At 63.7% G+C, this 21817-nt stretch carries 23 protein-coding genes; 14 read left to right on the top strand and 9 right to left on the bottom strand.

Annotated elements, in window-relative coordinates; all coding sequences use genetic code 11:
* The first annotated feature begins 14 nt into the window (after window positions 1-14).
* Both HPO_RS10690 and HPO_RS10685 read left to right on the top strand, forming a co-directional pair.
* Complete coding sequence (locus HPO_RS10690) at window positions 15-1193, top strand: PQQ-dependent sugar dehydrogenase (protein WP_035598264.1); 1179 nt, start codon at window positions 15-17, stop codon at window positions 1191-1193.
* Between the two features lie 65 nt (window positions 1194-1258).
* A complete protein-coding gene (locus HPO_RS10685) occupies window positions 1259-2266 on the top strand; it encodes a magnesium transporter CorA family protein (RefSeq protein ID WP_035598261.1) in 1008 nt (335 codons plus the stop codon).
* Window positions 2267-2287: 21 nt separating this feature from the next.
* Here HPO_RS10685 and HPO_RS10680 read toward each other — a convergent pair whose 3' ends face one another.
* Window positions 2288-3271 carry an NAD(P)H-dependent flavin oxidoreductase gene (locus tag HPO_RS10680; protein WP_035598258.1) on the bottom strand — a complete coding sequence of 328 codons (984 nt, stop codon included), beginning with the start codon at window positions 3269-3271 and terminating at the stop codon, window positions 2288-2290.
* Between the two features lie 216 nt (window positions 3272-3487).
* Between HPO_RS10680 and HPO_RS10675 the strand changes: the two genes are divergently transcribed.
* Window positions 3488-3703, top strand: coding sequence for a hypothetical protein (locus HPO_RS10675; protein WP_035598255.1), 216 nt, complete (start codon window positions 3488-3490; stop codon window positions 3701-3703).
* Between the two features lie 163 nt (window positions 3704-3866).
* Window positions 3867-4127 carry a hypothetical protein gene (locus HPO_RS10670; RefSeq protein WP_035598252.1) on the top strand — a complete coding sequence of 87 codons (261 nt, stop codon included), beginning with the start codon at window positions 3867-3869 and terminating at the stop codon, window positions 4125-4127.
* A 133-nt stretch (window positions 4128-4260) separates the two neighbouring features.
* Here HPO_RS10670 and HPO_RS10665 read toward each other — a convergent pair whose 3' ends face one another.
* The 3 genes from HPO_RS10665 to HPO_RS10655 form a co-directional block, all read right to left on the bottom strand.
* Complete coding sequence (locus tag HPO_RS10665) at window positions 4261-5046, bottom strand: SDR family NAD(P)-dependent oxidoreductase (protein ID WP_035598248.1); 786 nt, start codon at window positions 5044-5046, stop codon at window positions 4261-4263.
* Between the two features lie 169 nt (window positions 5047-5215).
* Window positions 5216-5665: an NUDIX hydrolase gene (locus tag HPO_RS10660; protein WP_035598244.1), complete on the bottom strand. Its 450-nt coding sequence runs from the start codon at window positions 5663-5665 to the stop codon at window positions 5216-5218.
* On the bottom strand, window positions 5662-6906 hold the full coding sequence (locus HPO_RS10655) for a class I SAM-dependent RNA methyltransferase (protein WP_035598241.1): 1245 nt from the start codon (window positions 6904-6906) through the stop codon (window positions 5662-5664). The genes HPO_RS10660 and HPO_RS10655 overlap by 4 nt, the downstream gene beginning before the upstream one ends.
* An 82-nt stretch (window positions 6907-6988) precedes the next feature.
* On the opposite strand from HPO_RS10655, the gene HPO_RS10650 reads away from it, so the two are divergent.
* Complete coding sequence (locus tag HPO_RS10650) at window positions 6989-7996, top strand: patatin-like phospholipase family protein (protein ID WP_035598239.1); 1008 nt, start codon at window positions 6989-6991, stop codon at window positions 7994-7996.
* A gap of 87 nt (window positions 7997-8083) precedes the next feature.
* Window positions 8084-8497: a hypothetical protein gene (locus HPO_RS10645; protein WP_051612521.1), complete on the top strand. Its 414-nt coding sequence runs from the start codon at window positions 8084-8086 to the stop codon at window positions 8495-8497.
* On the opposite strand, the gene rsmD is transcribed toward HPO_RS10645, so the two are convergent.
* Window positions 8494-9054, bottom strand: coding sequence for a 16S rRNA (guanine(966)-N(2))-methyltransferase RsmD (rsmD, locus tag HPO_RS10640; protein WP_035598236.1), 561 nt, complete (start codon window positions 9052-9054; stop codon window positions 8494-8496). The genes HPO_RS10645 and rsmD overlap by 4 nt on opposite strands.
* A gap of 41 nt (window positions 9055-9095) precedes the next feature.
* Between rsmD and HPO_RS10635 the strand changes: the two genes are divergently transcribed.
* The 4 genes from HPO_RS10635 (at window position 9096) to HPO_RS10620 (ending at window position 12723) form a co-directional block, all read left to right on the top strand.
* Window positions 9096-9650 (top strand): hypothetical protein, encoded by a 555-nt coding sequence (locus tag HPO_RS10635; protein ID WP_157532776.1) that lies wholly within the window; start codon window positions 9096-9098, stop codon window positions 9648-9650.
* A 72-nt stretch (window positions 9651-9722) separates the two neighbouring features.
* On the top strand, window positions 9723-10391 hold the full coding sequence (locus tag HPO_RS10630; protein ID WP_035598231.1) for a crotonase/enoyl-CoA hydratase family protein: 669 nt from the start codon (window positions 9723-9725) through the stop codon (window positions 10389-10391).
* A gap of 75 nt (window positions 10392-10466) precedes the next feature.
* Window positions 10467-10928, top strand: a complete 462-nt coding sequence (locus HPO_RS10625) for a nucleoside deaminase (protein WP_241767899.1) — start codon at window positions 10467-10469, stop codon at window positions 10926-10928.
* Between the two features lie 55 nt (window positions 10929-10983).
* On the top strand, window positions 10984-12723 hold the full coding sequence (locus HPO_RS10620; protein WP_051612520.1) for a cation:proton antiporter domain-containing protein: 1740 nt from the start codon (window positions 10984-10986) through the stop codon (window positions 12721-12723).
* A 7-nt stretch (window positions 12724-12730) separates the two neighbouring features.
* Here the strand turns inward: HPO_RS10620 and HPO_RS10615 are convergent, their stop codons facing one another.
* Window positions 12731-13624: a LysR family transcriptional regulator gene (locus HPO_RS10615; RefSeq protein WP_035598226.1), complete on the bottom strand. Its 894-nt coding sequence runs from the start codon at window positions 13622-13624 to the stop codon at window positions 12731-12733.
* A gap of 165 nt (window positions 13625-13789) precedes the next feature.
* On the bottom strand, window positions 13790-14536 hold the full coding sequence (locus tag HPO_RS10610; protein ID WP_035598219.1) for a sulfite exporter TauE/SafE family protein: 747 nt from the start codon (window positions 14534-14536) through the stop codon (window positions 13790-13792).
* A 130-nt stretch (window positions 14537-14666) separates the two neighbouring features.
* On the opposite strand from HPO_RS10610, the gene HPO_RS10605 reads away from it, so the two are divergent.
* The 4 genes from HPO_RS10605 to HPO_RS10590 all read left to right on the top strand — a co-directional run bounded on the left by HPO_RS10605 (window position 14667) and on the right by HPO_RS10590 (window position 19483).
* Window positions 14667-15968: an acyl-CoA dehydrogenase family protein gene (locus HPO_RS10605; RefSeq protein WP_035598217.1), complete on the top strand. Its 1302-nt coding sequence runs from the start codon at window positions 14667-14669 to the stop codon at window positions 15966-15968.
* 69 nt (window positions 15969-16037) lie between these two features.
* Window positions 16038-16751, top strand: coding sequence for a hypothetical protein (locus tag HPO_RS10600; protein ID WP_035598215.1), 714 nt, complete (start codon window positions 16038-16040; stop codon window positions 16749-16751).
* Window positions 16752-16794: 43 nt separating this feature from the next.
* Window positions 16795-18108 (top strand): MATE family efflux transporter, encoded by a 1314-nt coding sequence (locus tag HPO_RS10595; protein WP_035598214.1) that lies wholly within the window; start codon window positions 16795-16797, stop codon window positions 18106-18108.
* An 85-nt stretch (window positions 18109-18193) separates the two neighbouring features.
* Window positions 18194-19483 carry an acyl-CoA dehydrogenase family protein gene (locus HPO_RS10590; protein WP_035598212.1) on the top strand — a complete coding sequence of 430 codons (1290 nt, stop codon included), beginning with the start codon at window positions 18194-18196 and terminating at the stop codon, window positions 19481-19483.
* Here the strand turns inward: HPO_RS10590 and ttcA are convergent, their stop codons facing one another.
* Both ttcA and trmFO read right to left on the bottom strand, forming a co-directional pair.
* Window positions 19484-20371, bottom strand: a complete 888-nt coding sequence (gene ttcA, locus HPO_RS10585; RefSeq protein ID WP_035598210.1) for a tRNA 2-thiocytidine(32) synthetase TtcA — start codon at window positions 20369-20371, stop codon at window positions 19484-19486. It abuts the gene before it with no gap.
* 5 nt (window positions 20372-20376) lie between these two features.
* Window positions 20377-21780 (bottom strand): methylenetetrahydrofolate--tRNA-(uracil(54)-C(5))-methyltransferase (FADH(2)-oxidizing) TrmFO, encoded by a 1404-nt coding sequence (gene trmFO / locus HPO_RS10580; protein ID WP_035598207.1) that lies wholly within the window; start codon window positions 21778-21780, stop codon window positions 20377-20379.
* Between the last annotated feature and the right edge of the window lie 37 nt (window positions 21781-21817).

The following is a 21817-nucleotide window of genomic DNA, read 5'->3' as shown; positions in this document are numbered from 1 at the left end:
GAGGAGTTACCCCTATGCGACATCTGAAACTTGTTTCCGCCGCGGCCCTTGCGGCGGGCATGGCACTTGCCGCCTGCGCGACACCTGCAGAAAACTCAGCTGCCGGCGGGGAGGGCAGTTTTGCCGTCACAGGCTCTGACCGGGTAAAGCTGACGGCCACCCCGCTGGAAACCTTTGATGCGCCCTGGGCGATGACATTTCTTCCCGATGGGCGCGCGCTGGTGACCGAGAAAGCGGGCACCTTCTGGCTGCTGAACAGCGATGGCACCAAGGCGGGCGAGATCACCGGCGGGCCGGAAGTCCAGCCCTGGGGGCAGGGCGGACTTGCTGACGTGATCCTTCATCCTGACTTTGCCGAGACCGGCGAAATCTATCTTTCCTATTCGGCGCGCGAGCCCGAAGACATGGAACAGTCGAATGCCGTGGTGGAGCTTGCCAGGCTGAGCCTGACAGAAACGGGCGGCGCGCTCAGTGAGCGGAAGGTCATCTGGGAGCAGACGCCCAAGCATACCGGCAGCGGGCACTACGCCCACCGGATGGTTGTCTCGCCGGACCGGCACCTCTTCATCACCTCGGGAGACCGGCAGCTGTTCACGCCCGCGCAGGACATGAACAGCAATATGGGCAAGATCGTCCGCCTCAATCTGGATGGCAGTGTGCCGGCGGATAATCCGTTTGCCGATCAAGGCGGCGTTGCTGCGCAGGTCTGGACACTGGGCCATCGCAACCCGCTGGGCATCGACTTTGATAGTTCCGGCCGCCTCTGGGCGCAGGAGATGGGCCCGGCGCATGGGGATGAGCTGAACCTCATCGTGCGCGGTGAGAATTACGGCTATCCGGAAGTCTCCAATGGCGATCACTATGATGGCCGCAAGATTCCCAACCATGACACACGGCCTGAATTTGCCGCGCCGGCAGTCTATTGGGTGCCGGCGATCAGCCCGGCTGGGCTCGTCATCTATTATGGCGGCGTGTTCCCGGACTGGAGCGGCAATGCGTTCATCGGCGGCCTTTCCTCGCAGGCGCTGATCCGCGTCGAGATCGATGAGGAGACCGCGAGCGCTTCGGAAGGCGGGCGGTATAGCTGGGACAAGCGTATCCGCGAGGTGGAAGAAGGGCCGGACGGGGCGATCTATGTGCTGGAAGATGGCGATAATGGCCGTCTGATCCGCCTGACGCCTGCCAGCAACTAGCCGGGCGGTTGCCATCCGGCGCGACTTTGAGCAGACATGGGCGGACCAGTTCCCGGGGGCCGCCCATGATCCGCACATTCACCAATACCGATGGCCGCTTCGTCCATTCCGGCGATACGCTCGAACATCTGGATGGAGCCGTCTGGGTGGATATCCTGCGGCCGAGCAGGGACGAAGAAAGCGCCGTCGAGCGCGCGCTTGGCATTGATGTGCCGACCATCGAGGAAATGAGCGAGATTGAAGTGTCCAGCCGTCTCTACACGGAGGACGGGGCCACCTTCATGACCACCATGATGCTGTCGCACACCGATGGGGACAACGTGATGCTCTCCCCCATCACCTTCATCCTGAAGGGGGAACAGCTGGTGACCGTACGCTATGCCGAGCCGCGCTCCATCGACGCGTTCATCGCGCGGTGCCAGAAAAACGCGACCTATACTGCAGACGGCGTGGTGACCGGCCTGCTGGAAGGGTTGATCGAGCGGATCGGGGATGTGCTTGAGCGGACAGGGCACGAGCTTGACGATCTCTCCGACAATATTTTCGTTATCCCGCAGCCCCAGACGAAAGAGGCTGCGCCAGCGAGAAACCCTGCGAAGCCGGAAAAACGCAAGCCGCGCAATTACCAGTCCGTGCTCGAACAGATTGGCCGCAAGGGGGATCTCTTGTCGAAAGTGCGCGAAAGCCTGGTTTCTTTTCAGCGTCTCCTGGCTTTTGGCGCCGAGATTGCCGCCAGCCGTAAGCCGGGCAAGGAATATGAAGGGCGCATCCGCACCCTGTCGCGCGATGTGCAGTCGCTGAGCGATCACACAACCTTCCTGACACAGAAGATCAACTTCCTGCTCGATGCCACGCTCGGCATGATCAATATCGAGCAGACGGGCATCATCAAGATTTTTTCGGTAGCGGCGGTGGTTTTCCTGCCGCCGACGCTGATCGCGTCGATCTACGGCATGAACTTCGAATACATGCCGGAACTTTCCTGGCCTTACGGCTATCCGATGGCGATTGGCCTGATGATCCTCTCGGCCATCGTGCCTTACCAGTTCTTCAAGTGGCGCGGCTGGCTTTAGGCCCGCCGCGCCCTGAAGGGATCAGGCTGTCGTCTTCACACGGAGCGCTGACATGCGGTCGATGGTGGCTTCCGCGTCGCGCATGATGTCGGCAACGATTTCGGCAACAGGCTTCACTTCCTTCACGCCGCCGGCCGACTGGCCCATGGCGAAGCAGGACTTGTCCATCGAGAGTTTGGCTTCATCCGTGATCCCCCCAATGCCGCCGATAACACCGGTCTGGGTGGAGTGGATCGCCTGGAAGGGGAAGGGCTTGATGTCCTGCGGGCGGCTTTCCCAATCATTGATGTAGTCGTTCGTGCGGCAGCGCATCGGTTTGCCCGAATAGCAGCGGGTGCGGGTGGTGTCGGTGTCGTCTGCCGTGACGACGGCGTCTTTGTACATGTTGGCGGCGTGCGCTTCGGCCGAGGCGATGAAGCGCGTGCCCATCCAGACGCCCTGGGCGCCAAGGGCGAGGGAGGCGGCCAGGCCGCGGCCATCATAGATACCGCCGGCAGCAATAACCGGGATCTTCACCGCTTCGACGGCCTGGGCAACGAGCGGAAGGGTGCCGACGAGGCCGGTATGGCCGCCGCCTTCGCCGCCCTGCAGGATCACGGCGTCGCACCCGGCCTGCTCGGCCTTGATGGCATGTTTGACGGCGCCGCCAACGACCATGACTTTCAGGCCGGCTTTTTTCAGGCGCTCCATGATCGGCATCGGCACGCCAAGACCGGCAACGAAGCTGTCAGCGCCGCCATTGATGATCACATCGACCGATTCTTCGAGGCTTTCCGGGCTGGCGGCCAGAAGGTCGACGCCGAACGGCTTGTCGGTCAGCTGGCGCACCTTTTTCATCTGCCCGGCAATGAAATCCGGCGAGGTGCCGGCCATGCCGAGGACGCCATAGCCACCCGCATTGCACATGGCGGCGCAAACTTCCGCATAGGAAACCCCGCCCATGCCAGCGAGCATGATTGGGTGCTGAACTTTTAGCAGATCAGTGAGGCGTGTCTTGATGGCCATCTTCTTTATCCCTTTACCGGAGCGAATGCTTGGGTTGAGGGCTAAACTGCCGCCGCAGCGTCAACGCAAGAGCAGAAGCGAAGTGCCAATCTTGCCTTTTTTGCCGCCACTTTGCCGCAATCTGGCCGTGATCGCCCGCCAGAGTTTTGGACGTTGGCCGGGTTGATCCGGGTAACGGGTGTCATCAGACAATAAACTTTAAGAGGGGAAGCTCTTATGAAGAAACTTTTCGCAGGTGTTGCCGCTGCAGCTTTCGTCGCCGGTGTGGCCTTTGCCGCCGAGCCGCCGGTTGAAGCAGAAGCAGCCGCAGAAGCCGCTGAAGTTGCTGAAGAGGTGGCTGAAGAAGCCGCCGAAGAAGCTGAAGAAGCTGCTGACGTTGCCGAAGAGGCCGCCGAAGAAGCTGAAGAAGCCGCTGACGAGACTGCTGAATAAGCAGGCAAAGATTGCGATAATCGCCCCTTCCCGTAGCGGGAGGGGGCTTTTCCGTAAACAACCCGCGAAAGGCCTTCCCGATCTGAAGAATGAACTTTCAGTAACGGGACAATGGTGCTAAAGCACCGGCCGTTCGCAAGAACACAACAGGGGTACTACCAACATGAAAAATCTGTTCCTGATCGGCGCTGCTGCGCTCGTTCTGGCCGCTTGCGGCGCCACCGAAGAAGCTGCTCCGGCAGCTGAGCCGGCGACCGTCGAAGAAGCTGCTGCTGAAGCTGGCGAAGCCACTGAAGAAGCAGTCGTCGAGGCATACGAAGCAACTGAAGAAGCTGCTGTCGAAGCTGCTGACGCTGTCGAAGGCGCTGCTGAAGAAGCTGCTGAAGCGACCGAAGAAGCTGTCGAAGAAGTTGCTCCGCAGTAACCTGCGGGCCGGCTTGATCGGCTAAAAAGATAAGGCCGCTTCCCTCGGGAGGCGGCCTTTTTCTTTTAAGGTTAATTCTTATACGGACCGCTTCGGGGCGCAAAGGGCGTGGCCCCCGCGCCCCGGCGCAGAATCAGAATTTTGCGTAGCCGCCGTCGATAACCAGCGTGTCGCCCGAATGGTATTTCGAGGCGTCGGAAGCAAGGTAAACGGCCATGCCGCCGAAGTCTGCCGGCTCGCCCCAGCGGCGAATCGGAACGCGGGAGATGACTTTGGACGTGAACACTTCCTGGCCTTGGGCGCCTTCAGTCATGTCGGTCGCAATCCAGCCGGGTAGGATGGAATTGGCGCGGATTCCGTAACGGCCGTATTCCACGGCGCAGGCGTTCATCATGGCGATGAGGCCGCCTTTGGTGTGGGCATAGGCCTGGTTGCGGCCAGCGCCTTCGATGCCGGCGAGGGAGGCGGTGCCGACGAGGCTGCCGCCAAGGTCACCCTTCTTGGCGCGGGCAACCATCGACTTGGCCGCTTCCCGCAGGGTGAAGAAGGCGCCGACGGAGTTGATGCGGGCGTTATATTCCCAAGTCTCCAGCGTCATGGTTTCGAAAGAGGCAGCGCCGCGGCCGACGCCGGCGTTTGCGATGCAGCAATCGATGCGGCCGAACTCTTCCTCAGCCTCTTTCATTGCCTTGATAACCTGAGACTCTTCGCCGACATCGACGGCCCAGGCCTTGACCTTGCCGGTGCCGAGACCGGAGGCAGCTTTCACGGCAGCGTCGTTGTCAGCCGTCTTGCGGCCCCAGATCACGACATCGGCGTTCGAGGCGGCGAGAGCCTCCACCATGCCGAGGCCAATGCCCTTGTTGCCGCCGGTGACGACGCAGACCTTGCCGCTCAAATCGAAGGGTTTGTAGACCATGAACCTGATTCCTCCCTGGTATCTTCTGGATGACTGGAGCGTACAGACAGACCTGACGCAGGGGCGGGTCAAGAAAAATAAATGGGGGATAAGGGCCGCAAAAAACCCCAACCATTCCTCCAACCGATGGCGCAAAAACTCCAACGGCGAACCAACGGGGCGGCGTTTTTCAGCGGCCGGTGGCCATCGCGCGGGCCTTTTCGATCACCCGGCGGGTCTCGTCCCAGAGGGGCAGGGTGGCGAGGCGGTCTGGCGAAATCCATTCGGCGTGGGCCGCATCATCGCCCGCGACGGGATCGCCCGAGAGCCAGACGGCGGCGAAATCAAATAATACATAATGACGCGCGACCTCGCCTGAGCGGCGGGAGGTGAAGAGGGCGTCAACCACATCGACCAGGCCGATGAGGCGGGCCTCCACCCCGGTTTCTTCCTTGAGTTCGCGCAGGGCAGCGGCCTCGGTTCGCTCGCCAAACTCGATACGGCCACCGGGCAGCGACCAGTCTCCGGCGAGCGGGGGCGTGCCGCGCCGGATGAGCAGCACGTCGTCTCCCCGGAAGCAGACCGTGCCGACGGCGGGGGTGGGGCGGCCGGGCGCGGGCGCAGAGGGTGGGGCGGTCATGGCTTCTCCAGAAGCGCGACGGCTTCGACATGGGCCGACCAGAGGAACTGGTCGATGGGATGAACGCGCAGCAGGCGGTAGCCGCCATCGGCCAGCGTGCGCAGATCGCGCGCCAGGGTGGCCGGGTCGCACGAGACATAGGCCACGCGCGGCACGGCGGATTTTGCAATTTCGGCAGACTGGGCGGCCGCGCCTGCGCGGGCGGGGTCCAGCACCAGGGCGTCAAACCGGGCAAATTCCGGCGCGGAGACGGGGTTGCGGAAAAGATCGCGCACTTCGGCGGTGACCGGATGCAAGCCCGGCGCAGCGCTGGCGCCGGCGCGCAGGGCGTCGATAGCTGCGCGCCCGCTTTCGGCGGCATAGACGGGCATATGCTCAGCCAGGCGCAGGGCAAATGTTCCGCAGCCGGAGAAAAGGTCTGCGCTGCGCTTTGCGCCTTTGATGTGATCGAGAACCAGCCGGGCCATTTCAGCCTCAGCCTCGGCGCTGGCCTGAAGGAAGCCGCCTGGCGGGGGCAGGAGGCTGGCGGCGCCAACCGGAAGGCGCGGGGCGCGCTCGGTCAGCACGTCTGCGCCTTCCAGCGACACGCGGGCAAAGCCTGCCCGCAGGGCCGCGCTGCTTGCCTCGGCGCGGGCGAGGGGTTTGGCCTCTTTCGAAATGCCGGTGATGTGGAGGTCCAGGCCCGTGGCAGTGTCGGTGACGAGGACGCTCAATTCTTCCTTGCCGGTAAAGAGGAGGGCGAGGATGTCTTTCAGCTTCGGGATGGCGGCGACAATCGGCGGGCGCAGGACAGGGCATTCTTCCAGCGCGATCAGATCATGGCTCTTGCGGCCATGGAAACCGAGAATAACGGCCTTGCCAGATTTGCGCGCGGCGAAGGCGGCGCGGCGGCGGGAGGCGGGCGGGGTGACCCATGTGTCTGCCACCTCTGCCTCCAGTCCGCGAGCCTTCAGGGAGCGGATCATCAGATCACGCTTGAAGGCGGCATAGGGCGCGGGCGCCATATGCTGCAGCGTGCAGCCGCCGCAGCGGGTGAAATGACGGCAGGCCGGGGCGATGCGCTCCGGTGAGGGGGTGAGGATACGCTCGAGCTTCAGTCGGTCGCCTTCGCCGCTGACCTCCACACTCTCTCCGGGCAGGGTGAAAGGTACAGACACCCAACGTTCCTGCTCGCGCGCGCGGCCATCGCCCTGGGCACCGGCATGATCAATGGTCAGCGTGCGGGCGGGGCTGGCGGACATCCGGTTTCCTGGAAGGGTGGGGGTGGTGATTGTCAGCTTCCTCCGTTAGCAGGGAGAGGGCGCAGCCGGAAGGAGCCGCAACATGGCAAAAGCCAATGGCAACGGGAAAGCGCGGCCGGTCAGCCTGGCCCTGCAGGGCGGGGGCGCGCACGGGGCCTATACCTGGGGCATTCTGGACCGGCTGAGCGGGGAAGAGAGCCTGGCGATCGAGGCGATTTCGGCGACCTCTGCCGGGGCGCTCAACGCCGTGGCTTATGCGGCAGGGCTCGCGGCGGGCGGGCCGGAGGGCGCGCGCGCCTCGCTGGAGCAGATATGGCGCGCTGTATCCGATGCCGGGGCGGGCATGAATGTGTTCGGCGCGGCAGGCTTCCAGATGGCGAGTGCGTGGCAGAACTTTGCCAGCCCGTATGATTTCAACCCTTTCAACTTCAATCCGCTGCGCCGGGTGGTGGAGCGGCAGGTGAATTTCGAGGCGGTGCATGCCTCCGGCCTGAAGCTTTTCCTTTCGGCGACGAATGTGGAGACGGGCAAGGTGCGCGTTTTCTCCAAGGATGAGATTACTGCAGACGCGGTGCTAGCCTCGGCCTGCCTGCCGCAGACTTTCCAGGCGGTGGAGATAGGCGAGGAAGTGTTCTGGGATGGCGGCTTCATGGGCAATCCAAGCCTCTTTCCGCTGATCTATTCGGGGGCGCCGCAGGATGTGCTCCTTGTGCTGCTTAATCCGCTGGTGCGGCCGGGCGTGCCCAAGCGCGCCGCCGAAATTCAGGAGCGGCTGAACGAGATCAGCTTCAATGCTTCGCTGATTGGCGAGTTGCGGGCGATTGCCTTTGTGCAGCGGCTGATTGATGACGGGATGCTGAAAGAGCCGATGCTGAAGAAATACCGTAGGCTGAATGTTCATGCCATTCGCGGCGGGCAGGATCTGCTGAGCTATGGGATGGCGACCAAATATGAGGCGCGCTGGCGGTTCCTGCTGGAACTGCGCGACAGGGGGCGGGCCGCGGCAGATCGGTGGCTCTCCAGCTGCGCGCAGCATGTGGGCACGAAAACGTCGAGCTTTGATATCCGGAAAGAGTTTCTGGAGGGGTGAGGCGGAGACCACCGCTTGCCGGAGCCTGAATAAGCGGCTTGGCCGTGTTGGGGTTTCGGGTAGAGTTGGCGCGGAAAGGATACGTCCATGCAGCGTTTTCTGATGTCTTTTCTTTTGGGCGGGCTGGTTGCGGGCGGCGCCGTTGCCGATTCCAAGCCTGTGGGGAACGAGCCGCTGACGGCAGAGGCCATGAAGGCGGAGCTGTTCGGTATACAGATGTCCGGCATCGTGGTGCAGACGGGCCAGCGCTGGAGCGAATGTATCGAGCCGGGCGGGCGCACGCTGTATGAGTTTGAGGGATACCGGTCTGAAGGCCTGCTGGAGGTGACCGACAAGGCTGAGGCCTGTTTCACCTATCCGGGCACCGGGACCTCCTGCTTTCGCGGCCAGCGCGCGCCCAGGGGCTATATGTTCCGGCCCGTCGGCGGCGGGGCGGCCTTCCATGCCAACAAGATCGAGCGCGGCGTGAAGAAGTGCATCACGAGTGATCTGGTAGGCTAGGCGCGCCTGAGGAATTGCACGCGGGCGGCGCCGAAGTCGCGCGTGTCGATGGCCTCCCAGCCGGGGAATATCAGGGTTTCGTCCGAGCCGGTTTCGACCATGGCGATGGCGTCCTCGCTGAGCCAGGCGCCTTTTATCAGACAGTCTAGCGCGGGGGCGACGAGGCCCTTGTGATAGGGCGGGTCGAGGAAGGCGATGTTGAACGGGCTGCCGACGCCGGCGGGCTTCTCGCCGAGGTCTGTGGCCGAGCGGCGGTGAAGCCGGGTGTTCCCGAAAAGGCCGAGGGCTTCGATATTGTCTCGGATGGCGCCGCGCGCGCCATGGTCTGTCTCCACGAACAGGCAGAAGGCGGCGCCCCGGCTCATCGCCTCAAGGCCGAGCGCCCCGGAGCCGGCGAACAGGTCGATCACGCGGGCGCCTTCCAGCGGCGGGGCCCAAGGCGCATGGGCGAGGATGTTGAAAATGCTCTCGCGCGTCCGGTCGCTGGTCGGCCGCGTGGTCATGCCCTTGGGGGCGGAGAGGGCGCGGCCCTTGTGCTGTCCGGCTATGATGCGCATGGTTGGGGCACATATTCGAGCTGGCGGGGAATTGGAAGGGGATGGGCGAGTTTCCTAGCGTCGAAGAACGGCTTCTCAACAGCGGCATACCGCGCGAAATGGCAGCCGAGATTGCAGCGGAAGTTCCGCGATCGAAGGATGCGTTTAGTGCGTGGTCGGGGTTGGTGCTTGTTTCGGCCTTAACAACTTTCCTGCTCGCGATAATCCTAATTCCTTTTGTGTATCTTGCCGCCGTCTGGCTCTGGGGCGGCATCCGGGCGTGTGGCTCCGGAATGCTGACGTCAGCTCACGCTATCGCGTGGTTGCAATGGTTCGCTTCAATGATGGCAGCCGTTCTCATTCAAACATTGTGGCTGAGACGCGCCTCCCACAAGACCCGAATGCAATATGTGGCGGCCCATTTGCTGCGGTTGTACCTATCTGGGGCTGGCACGGGTGTGATGAGCCAAGTGATCGAGAAGAATCCGGAATACGGAACAGCTGACGGATTTTTCGTGTGCGTGGTCCGGGATTACAGGCGCAAGAGCCTTGCGGCGTGGTTCTTGGCTCAAGGGGTCGTGGTCGCTGCGCTGTTCCTCGTTCCGCTCGCCTGCTGACCTAACGCGAAGGCTTGATTTCTACTCTGACTAGAGTTTTATCTTGGATTCAACCAGGGAGATGTGCCGCCGATGACCGCCAGCGTTAAAATAGAGAACGAGATTGCCGTGATCACCATGGATGATGGCAAGGCAAATGCCATCAGCCTGACCATGCTGGACGCGGTGAATACGGCGCTGGATGAGGCGGAAGCGTCAGCGAAGGTGATCGTGCTGGCCGGGCGGCCGGAGCGGTTTTCGGCGGGGTTTGACCTGAAGTTTCTTGCTTCGTCCGAGCCGGAACAGGTGCGCAGGTTGGTGATGGGCGGGGGCAAGCTGGCCTTCCGGCTGTTTACCTCTGACAAGCCCATCGTCATTGCGTGTACGGGCCATGCGATTGCCATGGGGGCGTTCCTCCTGCTGGGCGGGGACAGCCGGATTGCGGCGCGCGGCGCCTACAAGATCGGCGCGAACGAGACGGTCAATGGCATGACGCTGCCGGGCTTCGGGGTGGAGCTGCCGCGGGCGCGGCTGAACCCGATGTATCTGACGCAGGCGCTGGCGCAGGCGAAACTCTACACGCCGGATGAGGCGGTGCCGGTGGGCTGGGTGGACCAGGTGGTGGAGCCGGGCGAGGTGATGAGCGCGGCGATGGCCGAGGCCGAGCGCCTGCTGCCGATTGCGAATTATGCGTATGGGCGCAACAAGAAACTGGCGCGCCAGCCGGCGATTGACCTGATTGCGCCGACGCTGGAGGGGTGAGGCGGGCCTTCCCGGCTGCAATCCGTTGACGGATTTCCCTTTACTTTCAGGGGCTGAGACGCAATCTGCTGCCTTATGACTATACAGGTTGAGGCGATGGCCCGCGCGGTGGAACTGGCGCGTGAGGCGGCGGCAGCGGGCGAGGTGCCCGTGGGCGCGGTGGTTGTGGATCCGGAGACGGGGGAGATTGTCGGCGAGGGGTATAACCGCCCCGTCGCCAGCCATGACCCCAGCGCCCATGCCGAGATCGTGGCGATCCGTGCGGCGGCGCAGAAGCTCGGCAATTACCGGCTGCCGGGGCTGGACCTTTATGTGACGCTGGAGCCGTGCGCGATGTGCGCCGGGGCGATCAGCTTTGCGCGGATCGGGCGGCTGATCTTTGCGGCGGCCGACATCAAGGGCGGGGCGGTGATGCATGGGCCCCGTTTCTTCGAGCAGCCGACCTGTCACTGGCGGCCCGAATGGCGGCAGGACCCGCTGCACGAAGCCGAGGCGGCAGACCTGCTGCGCGATTTCTTCCGGCAACGCCGGGGCTGACAAGGCGCGAGCAGCGCGCCATTACTGGACCCGGTAAGCAGGGGACAGGTTGCCTATGGAACATGGCGTAGCACACGGGCCGAGCCCGACCCTGATCAAGGATCTTCTGGTCTTCCTGCTGGCGGCAGGCATCCTTGTGCCGGTGCTGCGGCTTCTGAAGATGCCGACAATCATTGCCTTCATGCTGGCGGGGATCGCGCTGGGGCCGTTTGCGCTCGGGCATTTTGCGCAGGCTTATCCCATCCTCGAATATTTCTCGATTACCGAGCCGGAAGCGGCCTTGCCCTTTGCCGAGCTGGGGGTGCTGTTCCTGCTGTTTCTTCTGGGCGTGGAGTTTTCCTTCCAGCGTCTCTGGTCGCTGCGCCGGGTGGTGCTGGGGGCAGGCTCGGTGCAGACCGGGCTGAGCGCAGCGGCGATTGCCGCGGTGGGCTGGGCGCTGGGGCTGGATCTGGCGGTAGCGATGATCATCGGCCTTGCGCTGGCGCTCTCCTCGACGGCCATCGTGATGCAGGTGCTGGTGGAGGAGCGCCGGGCCGCCCAGCCTGTTGGGCGCACCTCTCTGGGCGTGCTGTTGTTCCAGGACATGATGGTGGCGCCGATCCTGATCTTCGTCGGTTTTGCGGCGCTGAAAGGCGGGGCCAATATCGGCGGGGTGCTGCTGGACGCGCTGATCCGTGGACTGATTGCCATTGCCATCATCTGGGTGATCGGGAACTTCCTGCTGGACCGGATATTCCGGCTGGCGGCGGCCAGCGGCGGGCGGGACTTCCTGATGGCACTGACCCTGCTGACCGTGGTGGGGTCTGCCGCGATCACCTACAGCGCCGGGCTTTCGGTGGCGCTGGGCGCGTTTCTGGCCGGCCTGCTGGTGGGGGAGACCGAGTTCAAGCATCAGACCGAAGTGGACCTTGAGCCCTTCAAGGGGCTGCTGCTGGGCCTCTTTTTCATGACGGTGGGCATGGGCCTGAACCTGCCGCAGATTGCCAGTCAGATTGGCTGGATCCTGGCCGCGCTGGCGGGGCTGGTCGTCCTGAAAGTGGTGATTGCCTATCTGGCCTGCCGCGTGTTTGCCGGCGGGCATCCCGTTTCACTGGAGGCGGCGCTGCTGCTGGCGCCGGCAGGGGAGTTCGCGTTTGTTGTGCTGACGGCCGCGCAGGCGGGCGGGGCGGTGACGCCGGAGCTGGCCGCCTTCGTGGCGGCGATCGCCGGGCTCTCGATGCTGCTGACCCCGCTGCTCGGCGATTTCGGGCGGCGGCTGGCCGGGCGGCCCTCCCGGCGCCAGGCGACGAGCGAGATGGCGCTGACCGAGGCTGCAGAGCTGCAGAACCATGTAATCCTCGCCGGCTATGGCCGTGTGGGGCAGGCGGTGGCGCATGTGCTGCGCCAGGAGGGCGTCACCCTGCTGGCCCTTGACCGTGACCCGGAGAAGATCCACCGCGCGCGGCTGGACGGCCTTGCTGCCTTTGTCGGCGATGCCTCTCGCCCGGAAATCCTTACACTGACGGGTATTGCCAAAGCCGATCAGTTCATTGTGACCGTAGACGATCCGGAGCGGGCCGAGGCGATGGTGCGCTGCGCGCGGGGGCTGCATCCGGACATCCTCATCCTGGCGCGCGCGCATGACGGGGAACATGCCGACAAGCTGGAAGCAGCCGGAGCGGGGCATGTGGTGCCCGAAGCGGTAGAATCCGGCCTGCAGATGGGGGGCATGTCGCTGGAGGCATTCGGCTATGAGCCAGAGACCGTGCGCGACCGGCTCGCCCTGATAAGGGACGAGGAATACCGGCGGGCCTGACCCGGCTTCAGAGCGTGACGGAAATATCCCGGATCAGGCCGCGCAGCCAGGTGAGCGCCGGATCCTGGGCAAACTCCCGGTGCCAGTAGAGCATCGAGCCGGGGGAGTGGAAATCAAAGGGCAGCTCCAGCATGGCGAGACCCGATCCGGCCGCAACGGGCTTTGGCGCAGCAAGCGCAAGCTGGGTGCAGCGGACGATCTCCAGAGCCGGCTGGTAATGGGGGAGGCGGTGGACCGGGGTGATCCGCTGGCCCATGGAACGCGCCATTTCCTCGATCAGGCTGCGCCCCTCCCGGCGGCTGGAAACGGCGATATGGCGCATACTGAAGAAGCCTTCGACAGTCAGCGGCGCCTGGGCAAGAGGATGATCGGCGGCCAGGACACAGGTGTAATCGGTCGACGAGAGCAGCACGCGCTCAAGGTCTGCCCCGCGCAGGTCCTGGATGTCGATGGCAAGGTCCAGCCGGCCGGAGGCAAGCTCGCTGGAAATGGCCGAGCGGTGAAGCTGGCTCCAGGCGATGCGGATGCCGGGGGCCTGGGTTTCCAGCCGGCGGGCGATGGGCGGGGCGAGGATAAGCGCGCTGGCATCGCGGCAGGAGATGTTGAACACGCGCGTGGAGCGTGAGGGCTCAAACACCGAGCGCGGCTCAAGGCCATTGCGCAGCTTGTCGAGTGCTTCGCGCACCGCCGGCATCAGCGCTTCGGTCATCGCGGTGGGTTTCACGCCGCGGCCTTCGCGCACGAAGAGAGGATCTTCAAAATGCAGGCGCAGGCGGGAGAGGGCATTGCTGACGGCAGGCTGGGTGATGTGCAGCATCTCGCTCGCCCGGGTCAGGCTGCGTTCGGCATAGATCGCCTCCAGCACGGGGAGGAGATTGAGATCAAGCGCGCGAAGGTTCATGGCCAACCTGTGGGAGGAACAGGAGAGTTATCACGGTGAGTGATGATATTGTTTCATAAAATAAAGTAGCCGAATAGTCTTGCGGGGCGCATTATCGCAACTGTGATGTGGATGTCCCTGCCTGTTTGCTCTGCAAGGCTGCCGGAAGGCGGCGCCATGCCTGTCTCAGAGCCAGCCAGCAGCGCGCGCCAGCATGAACAGGCCAACCGCGGTGACCAGCAGGCGCATCCAGCGGCGGAAATCGATATCCGTCATTCTTTCCAGCAGCTTGCCGCCCAGCGTCGTGCCCAGCATCGACAGCGGCACAGCCGCCACAAAGAACCAGAGCGGGGGCAGGGAGCTCATCGTTTCAGCCGCCCAGAGGGCCGAGCCCCAGAAGGCCACTTTCACCAGATGGGCAAACACCTGTGTGATCGCCTTGGTGGCGACCACCGCGCGCCGGTCCATCACGGTGCGGGCGAAGAAGATATCCAGCAGCGGGCCGGTGACGCCGGCGAGCGTATTCATGGCCTGCAGCAGGAAACCGGCCACTTCCGCCTGGCCCCGGCGCTGGACGTCAATGTCGATCCAGGCCTTGGGAATCCAGACGGTGAAGGCGGCGGCTGCCAGCAGCAGGTAAACGGCGGTGGCTTCCGGGCGCCAGGAAATGGCGAACAGAAGCAGGATCGCCGCAACCGAGCCGAGGGCGTAACGGCGGAAGATCGCCCAGTCGATATACTTGCGCCAGAGGATCGCGCGGTAGCCGTTGGACACCATCTGCACCGCGCCGTGAACGACCATCGCGGTGGCCACTGGCACAATCGCGGTCAGCACGGCCATCAGGATCAGACCGCCCGCCATGCCGAAAACGCCCGAGATGAACGATGTGATCAGTATGGTGATCAGCAGGACAAGGGCGGTGACCGGGCTCATGCTCCGCGCCTTAGCGCATTTTATTCCGCCTCACGAGGGGGCGAAAGAATTTGCACGCGCCCCCTCATCTCAGCTACCCTGATCTCAGGGAAAAGTAACAAGCACACCCATCCAGAGAGGAAACACAGCCATGGCTGATACCCAGCACACGCCCGACGCCTATGCCGAGCTGAACGACCTGCGCATGTCCGAAAGCGTTCGCCCGCTTTACGACCATGTGAAGAAGTTCATCGAGGAAACCGTCAACCCGATGAGCGTCGAGTTCCACAAGCTTGGCGAAGGCAACAAGGACATCTGGAGCTACGCCCCCGGCCAGCTCGAATGCCTCGAGAAGGCCAAGGACGAAGCCAAGAAGCAGGGCCTCTGGAACTTCTTCCTGCCCGACGCCGAAACCGGCGAGGGTCTGTCGAACCTCGACTATGCCTATATCGCCGCCGAACTGGGCAAGAACCCGATGGCCTCGGAAACCATGAACTGCTCGGCGCCTGATACCGGCAACATGGAAGTGCTTGAGCGCGTCGGCACACCGGCCCAGAAAGAGAAGTGGCTGAAGCCGCTGCTCGAAGGCAAGATCCGCTCCGCCTATGTGATGACCGAGCCGCACATGGCGTCTTCGGATGCCAAGAACGTGTCGATGAAGTGCGAACTGGAGGGCGACGAGTATGTGCTGAACGGTGAGAAATACTACGCTTCCGGCGCCGGCGATCCGCGCTGCAAGATCATGATCGTCATGTGCCGCTCGAACAACGGCCCGGACGTCAACCGCCAGCAGTCGCAGATCCTGGTGCCGCTGCCGCATCCGGGTGTGACCATCGTGGGTCCGATGCACGTGTTCGGTGAGCCCGACGCGCCGCATGGCCACATGCATCTGCGCTTTGAGAACGTCCGCGTGCCGAAGGAAAACATGCTGCTCGGCGAAGGCCGCGGCTTCGAGATTTCGCAGCTGCGCCTTGGCCCCGGCCGTATCCACCACTGCATGCGCTCCATCGGTCAGGCCGAGCGCGCGCTTGACCTGATGTGCATCCGCGGCCTGTCGCGCGAAGCCTTCGGCAAGCCGCTGGCCAAGCTCGGCGGTAACACCGAGATCATCAGCCGCGCCCGCATCGAGATCGAAGCCATGCGCATGATGGTTCTGAAAGCTGCCAAGGCGATGGATGTTCTGGGCAACAAGGAAGCCCGCATCTGGATTTCGATGGTGAAGGCCATGGTTCCCGAGCGTGTCTGCAAGATCATCGACGATGCGATCCAGATCCATGGTGCGACCGGCGTGTCGCAGTGGACCCCGCTCGCCCGGATGTATGCCAGCCAGCGCACGCTGCGCCTGGCAGACGGCCCGGATGAAGTTCACCACATGGTGGTTGGCCGCCACGAGCTGCGCAAGTATGAAGGCGGCGTGGAAGATCCGGCGCTGGCCGCAATCTGGCGGAAATAGGATTTCAGCCTGATTGACAGGCAAACCCAAGAAGCAGACCCTCCCTGTACGCACAGGGAGGGTTTTTTCATGCGCAGGATGTTTGGTTTTCTGATGCTGGCCGCCATCGCTTCGGGGGTGGCCTTGCCGGTCAGCGCCCAGGGTATGGAGCGGATGATGGTGACGTCCAATCAGGTGGAGGAAAGCGCGCGGATCAGTGCGCCGGCCATCTACCGGCAGATACCGGCCGATTTCGTTATGGTCGCCATCACTTATCAGAGCGCGACGCGGGACGCCGCCGAGCGGCGCAAGGAACTGGAAACGATGTTTGACCGGCTGAAGGCACGCGCCTCCAGAACCGAGGGCTTCAGCCTGGCTGGCGGCACGCTGGGCCGCTCGATGGCAGATATCGATACCGTTCTGTTTACGGATGTCTATGGCAGTGATTATTCCGGCACCGGCCGCTTCACGCTGACGCTGAGCATTGACACCAAACCGGAGGAGTCGTTCGAGGCGCTGATGAAGCGGGCTCAGCAGTTTGTGACGTCTATCGAAGCCCAGGGCCGGGCGGAGGCCTATCTTGGCGATACGCAATATATCGGGGCGCGCGACGTGGCCAAGCATCGCGCGGATCTGATCGCGGACATCGCCCGGGAGGTGTCCGGCTTGCAGACGGCGTTTGGCCCGAACGGATCGAAAGTGACGCTGACGGGACTTGAAAGCCGTATCATCACCCAGCCCTCCGGCCCGCTGGAACTGGAAATCTTCATCCCCTACACGCTGATGCTGGAGGCGGGCGGCTGAGCGGCTTTCCTGCGCGGCACAAACCGGATAATCCCGCCAGCGCATGACTGCCGCCATCCTCACCCGTTCCTGCGTGCTGGCGCTTGCCTGGCCGATCATGCTGGCGCAGGTGGCGATGGCGACAACCGGCATTGTCGATACCGCCGTGATGGGGCGCTATGGCACGGCGGTTGAGCTGGCCGCCGTGGGGCTGGCCGCGGTGGTGTTCAGCTTCCTCTATTGGGGCTTCGGCTTCCTGCGCATGGCGACCACCGGCCTCACCGCCCAGGCCGATGGGGCAGGGGATGGGCTGGAAGTGCGCGCGATCCTGATGCGCGCGCTGATGCTGGGCGCAGGCCTTGGCGTCCTCCTCGTCCTCTCCTTTCCGCTGACCTCCCGGATCGCGCTGGCATTGTTCCAGGCAGAGAGCGCCGTCGAGATCGAAGCATCGGGATATTTCTGGGCACGGATCTGGGGCGCGCCGGCCATCCTGATGGGTTATGCCATTTCCGGCTGGCTGATCGGCACGGGACGCACGCGCGCCCTGCTGGCCATGCAGATCGTGCTCAATGGCATCAATGCCGGGCTCGACTATGCCTTCGTGGCGATCTGGGATTGGGGCGCGACCGGCATCGGCGCGGGCACGGCGATTGCCGAATGGGCAGCGCTCGGTTTCGGATTGGTCATCGTGCGCAAAGGCCTTGGCTCCGGCGCGCGCCTCTTTGACCGGGCAAAACTTCTGGCGCTGTTTAACGCCAACCGCGACATCATGATCCGTACGCTGGCGCTGCTCTTCACTTTCGCCTGGTTCGTCAATTCCGGCGCAAGGCAGGGCACAGCGGCACTGGCGGGCAATCAGGTGCTGTTGCAGTTTATCGCTGTCTCCGCCTTCGTGCTGGATGCCTTTGCCTTTGTGGCGGAGAAGGAGGCAGGCGCCGCCTATGGCGCGCGGGACAGGGCAAGGCTCAAGCGGGCGATGCGCGTGACGAGCGAGATCGCGGTCGTCTGCGGCGCGGCGTTTTCGCTGATCTTCTGGCTGGGCGGGGGCGCCGTGATCGAGGCCTTCATACTGGACCCGGCGGCGCGGGAAGCGGCCCTGACCTATCTGCCCTGGTGCGCAGCTGTGCCGCTGATCGGTGTGGCGGCCTGGCAGCTGGACGGGCTGTTCCTGGGCACCACGCAGGGGGAGGCGGTGCGCAATGCCGGCGTGATGGCCATGCTCGCCTATCTGGCGAGCGATCTTCTGCTGGCGCCGTCCTTCGCGAATGCGGGCGTATGGACGGCGTTTCTGCTGAGCTATGTCTACCGCGCCGGGGCATTGGCGCTCTACTGGCCGCGCCTGATGGGACAGATGGCGCCGCGCGCAGCGGCGAGCTGACGCGGGCGCATCCGCAAACATCCGTATTCCCCCCATTCCCCCGCCAGCGCAGGCTGATCCGGATCAGTGAGACCGGAGAAAGATGATGCAGTTCGACTACAGCCCGAAGACGAAGGAATACATGGCCCGCGTCACCCAGTTCATGGACGCGCATGTCTATCCCGCCGTGCCTGCTTACAAGGCTCATCACGAGAAAGACCGGTGGGGCGTCAATCCAGTGCTCGAAGGGCTGAAGGAGCGCGCGAAGGCGGAAGGGCTCTGGAACCTGTTCCTGCCGCCGAACGCGGATCATGATGAGGGCATGTTCCGCGGCGCCGGGCTGACGAACGCCGAATATGCGCCGCTTTCGGAAATCATGGGGCGCGTGGGCTTTGCCTCCGAAGTATTCAACTGTTCGGCGCCTGACACAGGAAATATGGAAGTGCTGCACCGCTATGGCTCGCCCTTCCAGAAGGAGCGCTGGCTGGGGCCGCTGCTACGCGGAGAAATCCGCTCGGCCTTCCTGATGACAGAGCCGCTGGTCGCCTCTTCAGACGCAACCAATATCGAGACATCCATCGTCCGCGAGGGCGATGAATATGTGATCAACGGGCGTAAATGGTGGTCTTCCGGCGTGGGGGATCCGCGCTGCAAGGTGGCCATCGTTATGGGCAAGACAGACCCCGCCGCTGAGCGCCACCGCCAGCAGAGCCAGATCCTGGTGCCGATGGACGCGCCGGGGATGAAGATTCTCCGTATGCTGCCTGTGTTTGGCTATGATGACAGCCCGCATGGCCATGCCGAGGTGCTGCTGGAGAATGTCCGCGTGCCGGTGGCAAACCTCATCCTTGGCGAAGGGCGGGGATTTGAAATCGCGCAGGGCCGCCTTGGGCCGGGGCGTATCCACCATTGCATGCGCACCATCGGGGCCGCCGAAGTGGCGCTGGAAAAACTCTCCCGCCGCGTGCTGACGCGGGCTGCCTTCGGCAAGGCGCTTTATCAGCAGTCCATCTGGGAGCAGAGGATCGGGGAAGCCCGCCTCGACATCGAGATGACGCGCCTGCTGACGCTGAAGGCGGCTTACATGATGGACACGGTGGGCAACAAGGGCGCGGCCAACGAGATTGCGATGATCAAGGTGGCCGCTCCGCGCGCCGCACTGAAGGTGATCGACGACGCCATTCAGGCCCATGGCGGGGCAGGGGTTACCGATGATTTCGGCCTGGCTGAACTCTATGCCGGTATCCGCACGCTGCGCCTCGCGGACGGGCCGGACGAGGTTCACCTGCGCGCGATTGCCCGCAATGAACTGAAGAAATACCGGGAAGCGCCCGATTATCCCGCACACCGGCCGGAGACTGGCATTGCCTGGCCGCCTGCGCGCGAGATTGCATGATCAAAAGGGGACGTTCGGGTCGTCTTCGCCTTTGCCCCCCAGCATCAGCCCGGCAAAGTCGAACACCCGGGGATCATGCAGATGGCTCGGGCGCACATTCGTGAGCGCCCGGGCCATCACTTGCCGCGTGCCCGGTTTCTTCTGTTCCAACTCCGTCAGCAGGCGGTTCATCGCCACGCGCTGAAGGCCGTCCTGGCTGCCGCAGAGATTGCAGGGGATGATCGGGAATTCCATCGCCTCGGCAAACTTTGCCAGATCGTCTTCAGCGGCGGTGATCAGGGGGCGGAATACCTGTACATCGCCCTCATCATTGAGCAGCTTGGCCGGCATGGCCGCAAGACGCCCCCCATGGATGAGGTTCATCATGAAGGTGGCGAGCGCGTCATCCCGGTGGTGGCCGAGCACGATGGCCTCGCAGCCTTCTTCGCGCGCGACGCGGTAAAGGATGCCCCGGCGCAGGCGGGAACACATCGAACAATAGGTGCGCCCCTCGGGCACCTTGTCCGTCACGATGGAATAGGTGTCCTCTGTGATGATCTTGTGCGGCACGCCGTTTTTCGTCAGCCAGTCAGGCAGGATGTGTTTGGGGAAACCCGGCTGACCCTGATCGAGATTGCAGGCGATGAGGTCTACCGGAAGCGCGCCCTGCCATTGCAAATCCAGCAGCACGGCCAGAAGCCCGTAGGAATCCTTGCCGCCGGAAAGGCAGACGAGCCATTTCGGGCGCGGCTTTTCGCCGGTTTCGATGGCGCGGCGATCTACCAGGCCATAGGCATCGATCACCTCCAGCGCCCCGCGCACCAGCCGTTTGCGCAGCTTCTTGAAGCTGACGCTGGAGGGCGTATTCGCGAACAGCGGCAGGACGGGGGAGAGGGAGGTGTCGGCCATGATGTCTACTCCGCCGCTATGGCCGCTTCGCCCGCCAGCCAGGCGTCAAAGTCGTTCAGTGCGCGGATCGCCTGGGCGGCCTTCTTGGCGCGGCCCTTGTCCTTGCCGCGCAGGCGTTTGCCGTCCGGTCCCTTGCGGTCATACTCTTCGATGTCCGGGAAGAGGCCGAAATTGACGTTCATCGGCTGGAAGGTCTGGCCTTCGGCGAGATGCCCGCCGGTGATGTGGTTGACGAGGGCGCCGATGGCGGTGGTGGGTGGGGGCGGCTCGAGCTTCAGGCCAAGGCGTTCGGCGGCGGCGAGGCGGCCGGCGAGCAAGCCCATCGCGGCGCTCTCCACATAGCCTTCCACACCGGTCACCTGGCCGGCAAAGCGCAGGCGCGGCATGGACTTCATCCGGAGCTGCCGGTCGAGCAGCTTGGGCGAGTTGAGGAAGGTGTTGCGGTGGATGCCGCCAAGGCGGGCGAACTCGGCCTTCTCCAGGCCGGGGATCATCCGGAAAATGTCCGTCTGCGCTGCATATTTCAGCTTCGTCTGGAAGCCGACCATATTCCATAGCGTGCCCAGCGCATTGTCCTGCCGCAGCTGCACGATGGCATGGGCCTTGACGGTGGGGTTATGCGGATTGGTGAGGCCGACCGGCTTCATCGGCCCGAAGCGCAGCGTCTCGCGCCCGCGCTCGGCCATCACTTCGATGGGGAGGCAGCCTTCAAAGTAAGGCGTGTCCTTTTCCCAGTCGCGGAACTCTGTCTTCGGCGCGGCGAGCAGGGCATCGAGGAAGGCGTTATACTGGTCTTCCGTCATCGGACAGTTGATATAGGCGGCTGTATCTCCTGCAGGGCCGGCCTTGTCATAGCGGCTCTGGCGCCAGGCCTTGTCCATGTCGATCGAGTCGAAATAGACGATGGGCGCAATCGCATCGAAGAAGGCGAGGTCCGTCTCGCCGGTATGGGCGCGGATCGCTTCGGCCAGGGCAATCGAGGTCAGCGGCCCGGTGGCCACGATCACGCTGTCCCACTCCTCGGGCGGAATTCCGGCGATTTCCTCGCGCACGATGGTGACGAGGGGATGGGCTTCCAGCTTGGCCGTCACGGCCTCCGAGAAGCCTTCCCGGTCTACCGCGAGCGCGCTGCCGGCGGGTACCTGATGGTCCTTCGCGGTGGTGATGATGATGCCGCCTGCGCGGCGCATCTCTTCATGGATCACGCCGACGGCGTTGGTCGTGTGGTCGTCCGAGCGGAAGGAGTTGGAGCAGACGAGTTCGGCCAGCTTGTCGGTCTGGTGGGCGTCGGTGCCGCGCACGCCGCGCATTTCGTGCAGGATCACGGGCACGCCAGCAGAGGCAATCTGCCAGGCCGCTTCGGAGCCGGCCATGCCGCCGCCGATAACATGGATGGGTTTCAGGGTCATGCCGCGGACATGAGGCCGCCGCTCCGGCGCGTCAAGA

The organism is Hyphomonas polymorpha PS728 (genome assembly GCF_000685315.1).
In the GTDB taxonomy this organism is placed as follows: domain Bacteria; phylum Pseudomonadota; class Alphaproteobacteria; order Caulobacterales; family Hyphomonadaceae; genus Hyphomonas; species Hyphomonas polymorpha.
This window is presented reverse-complemented; position numbering and strand designations above follow the sequence as displayed.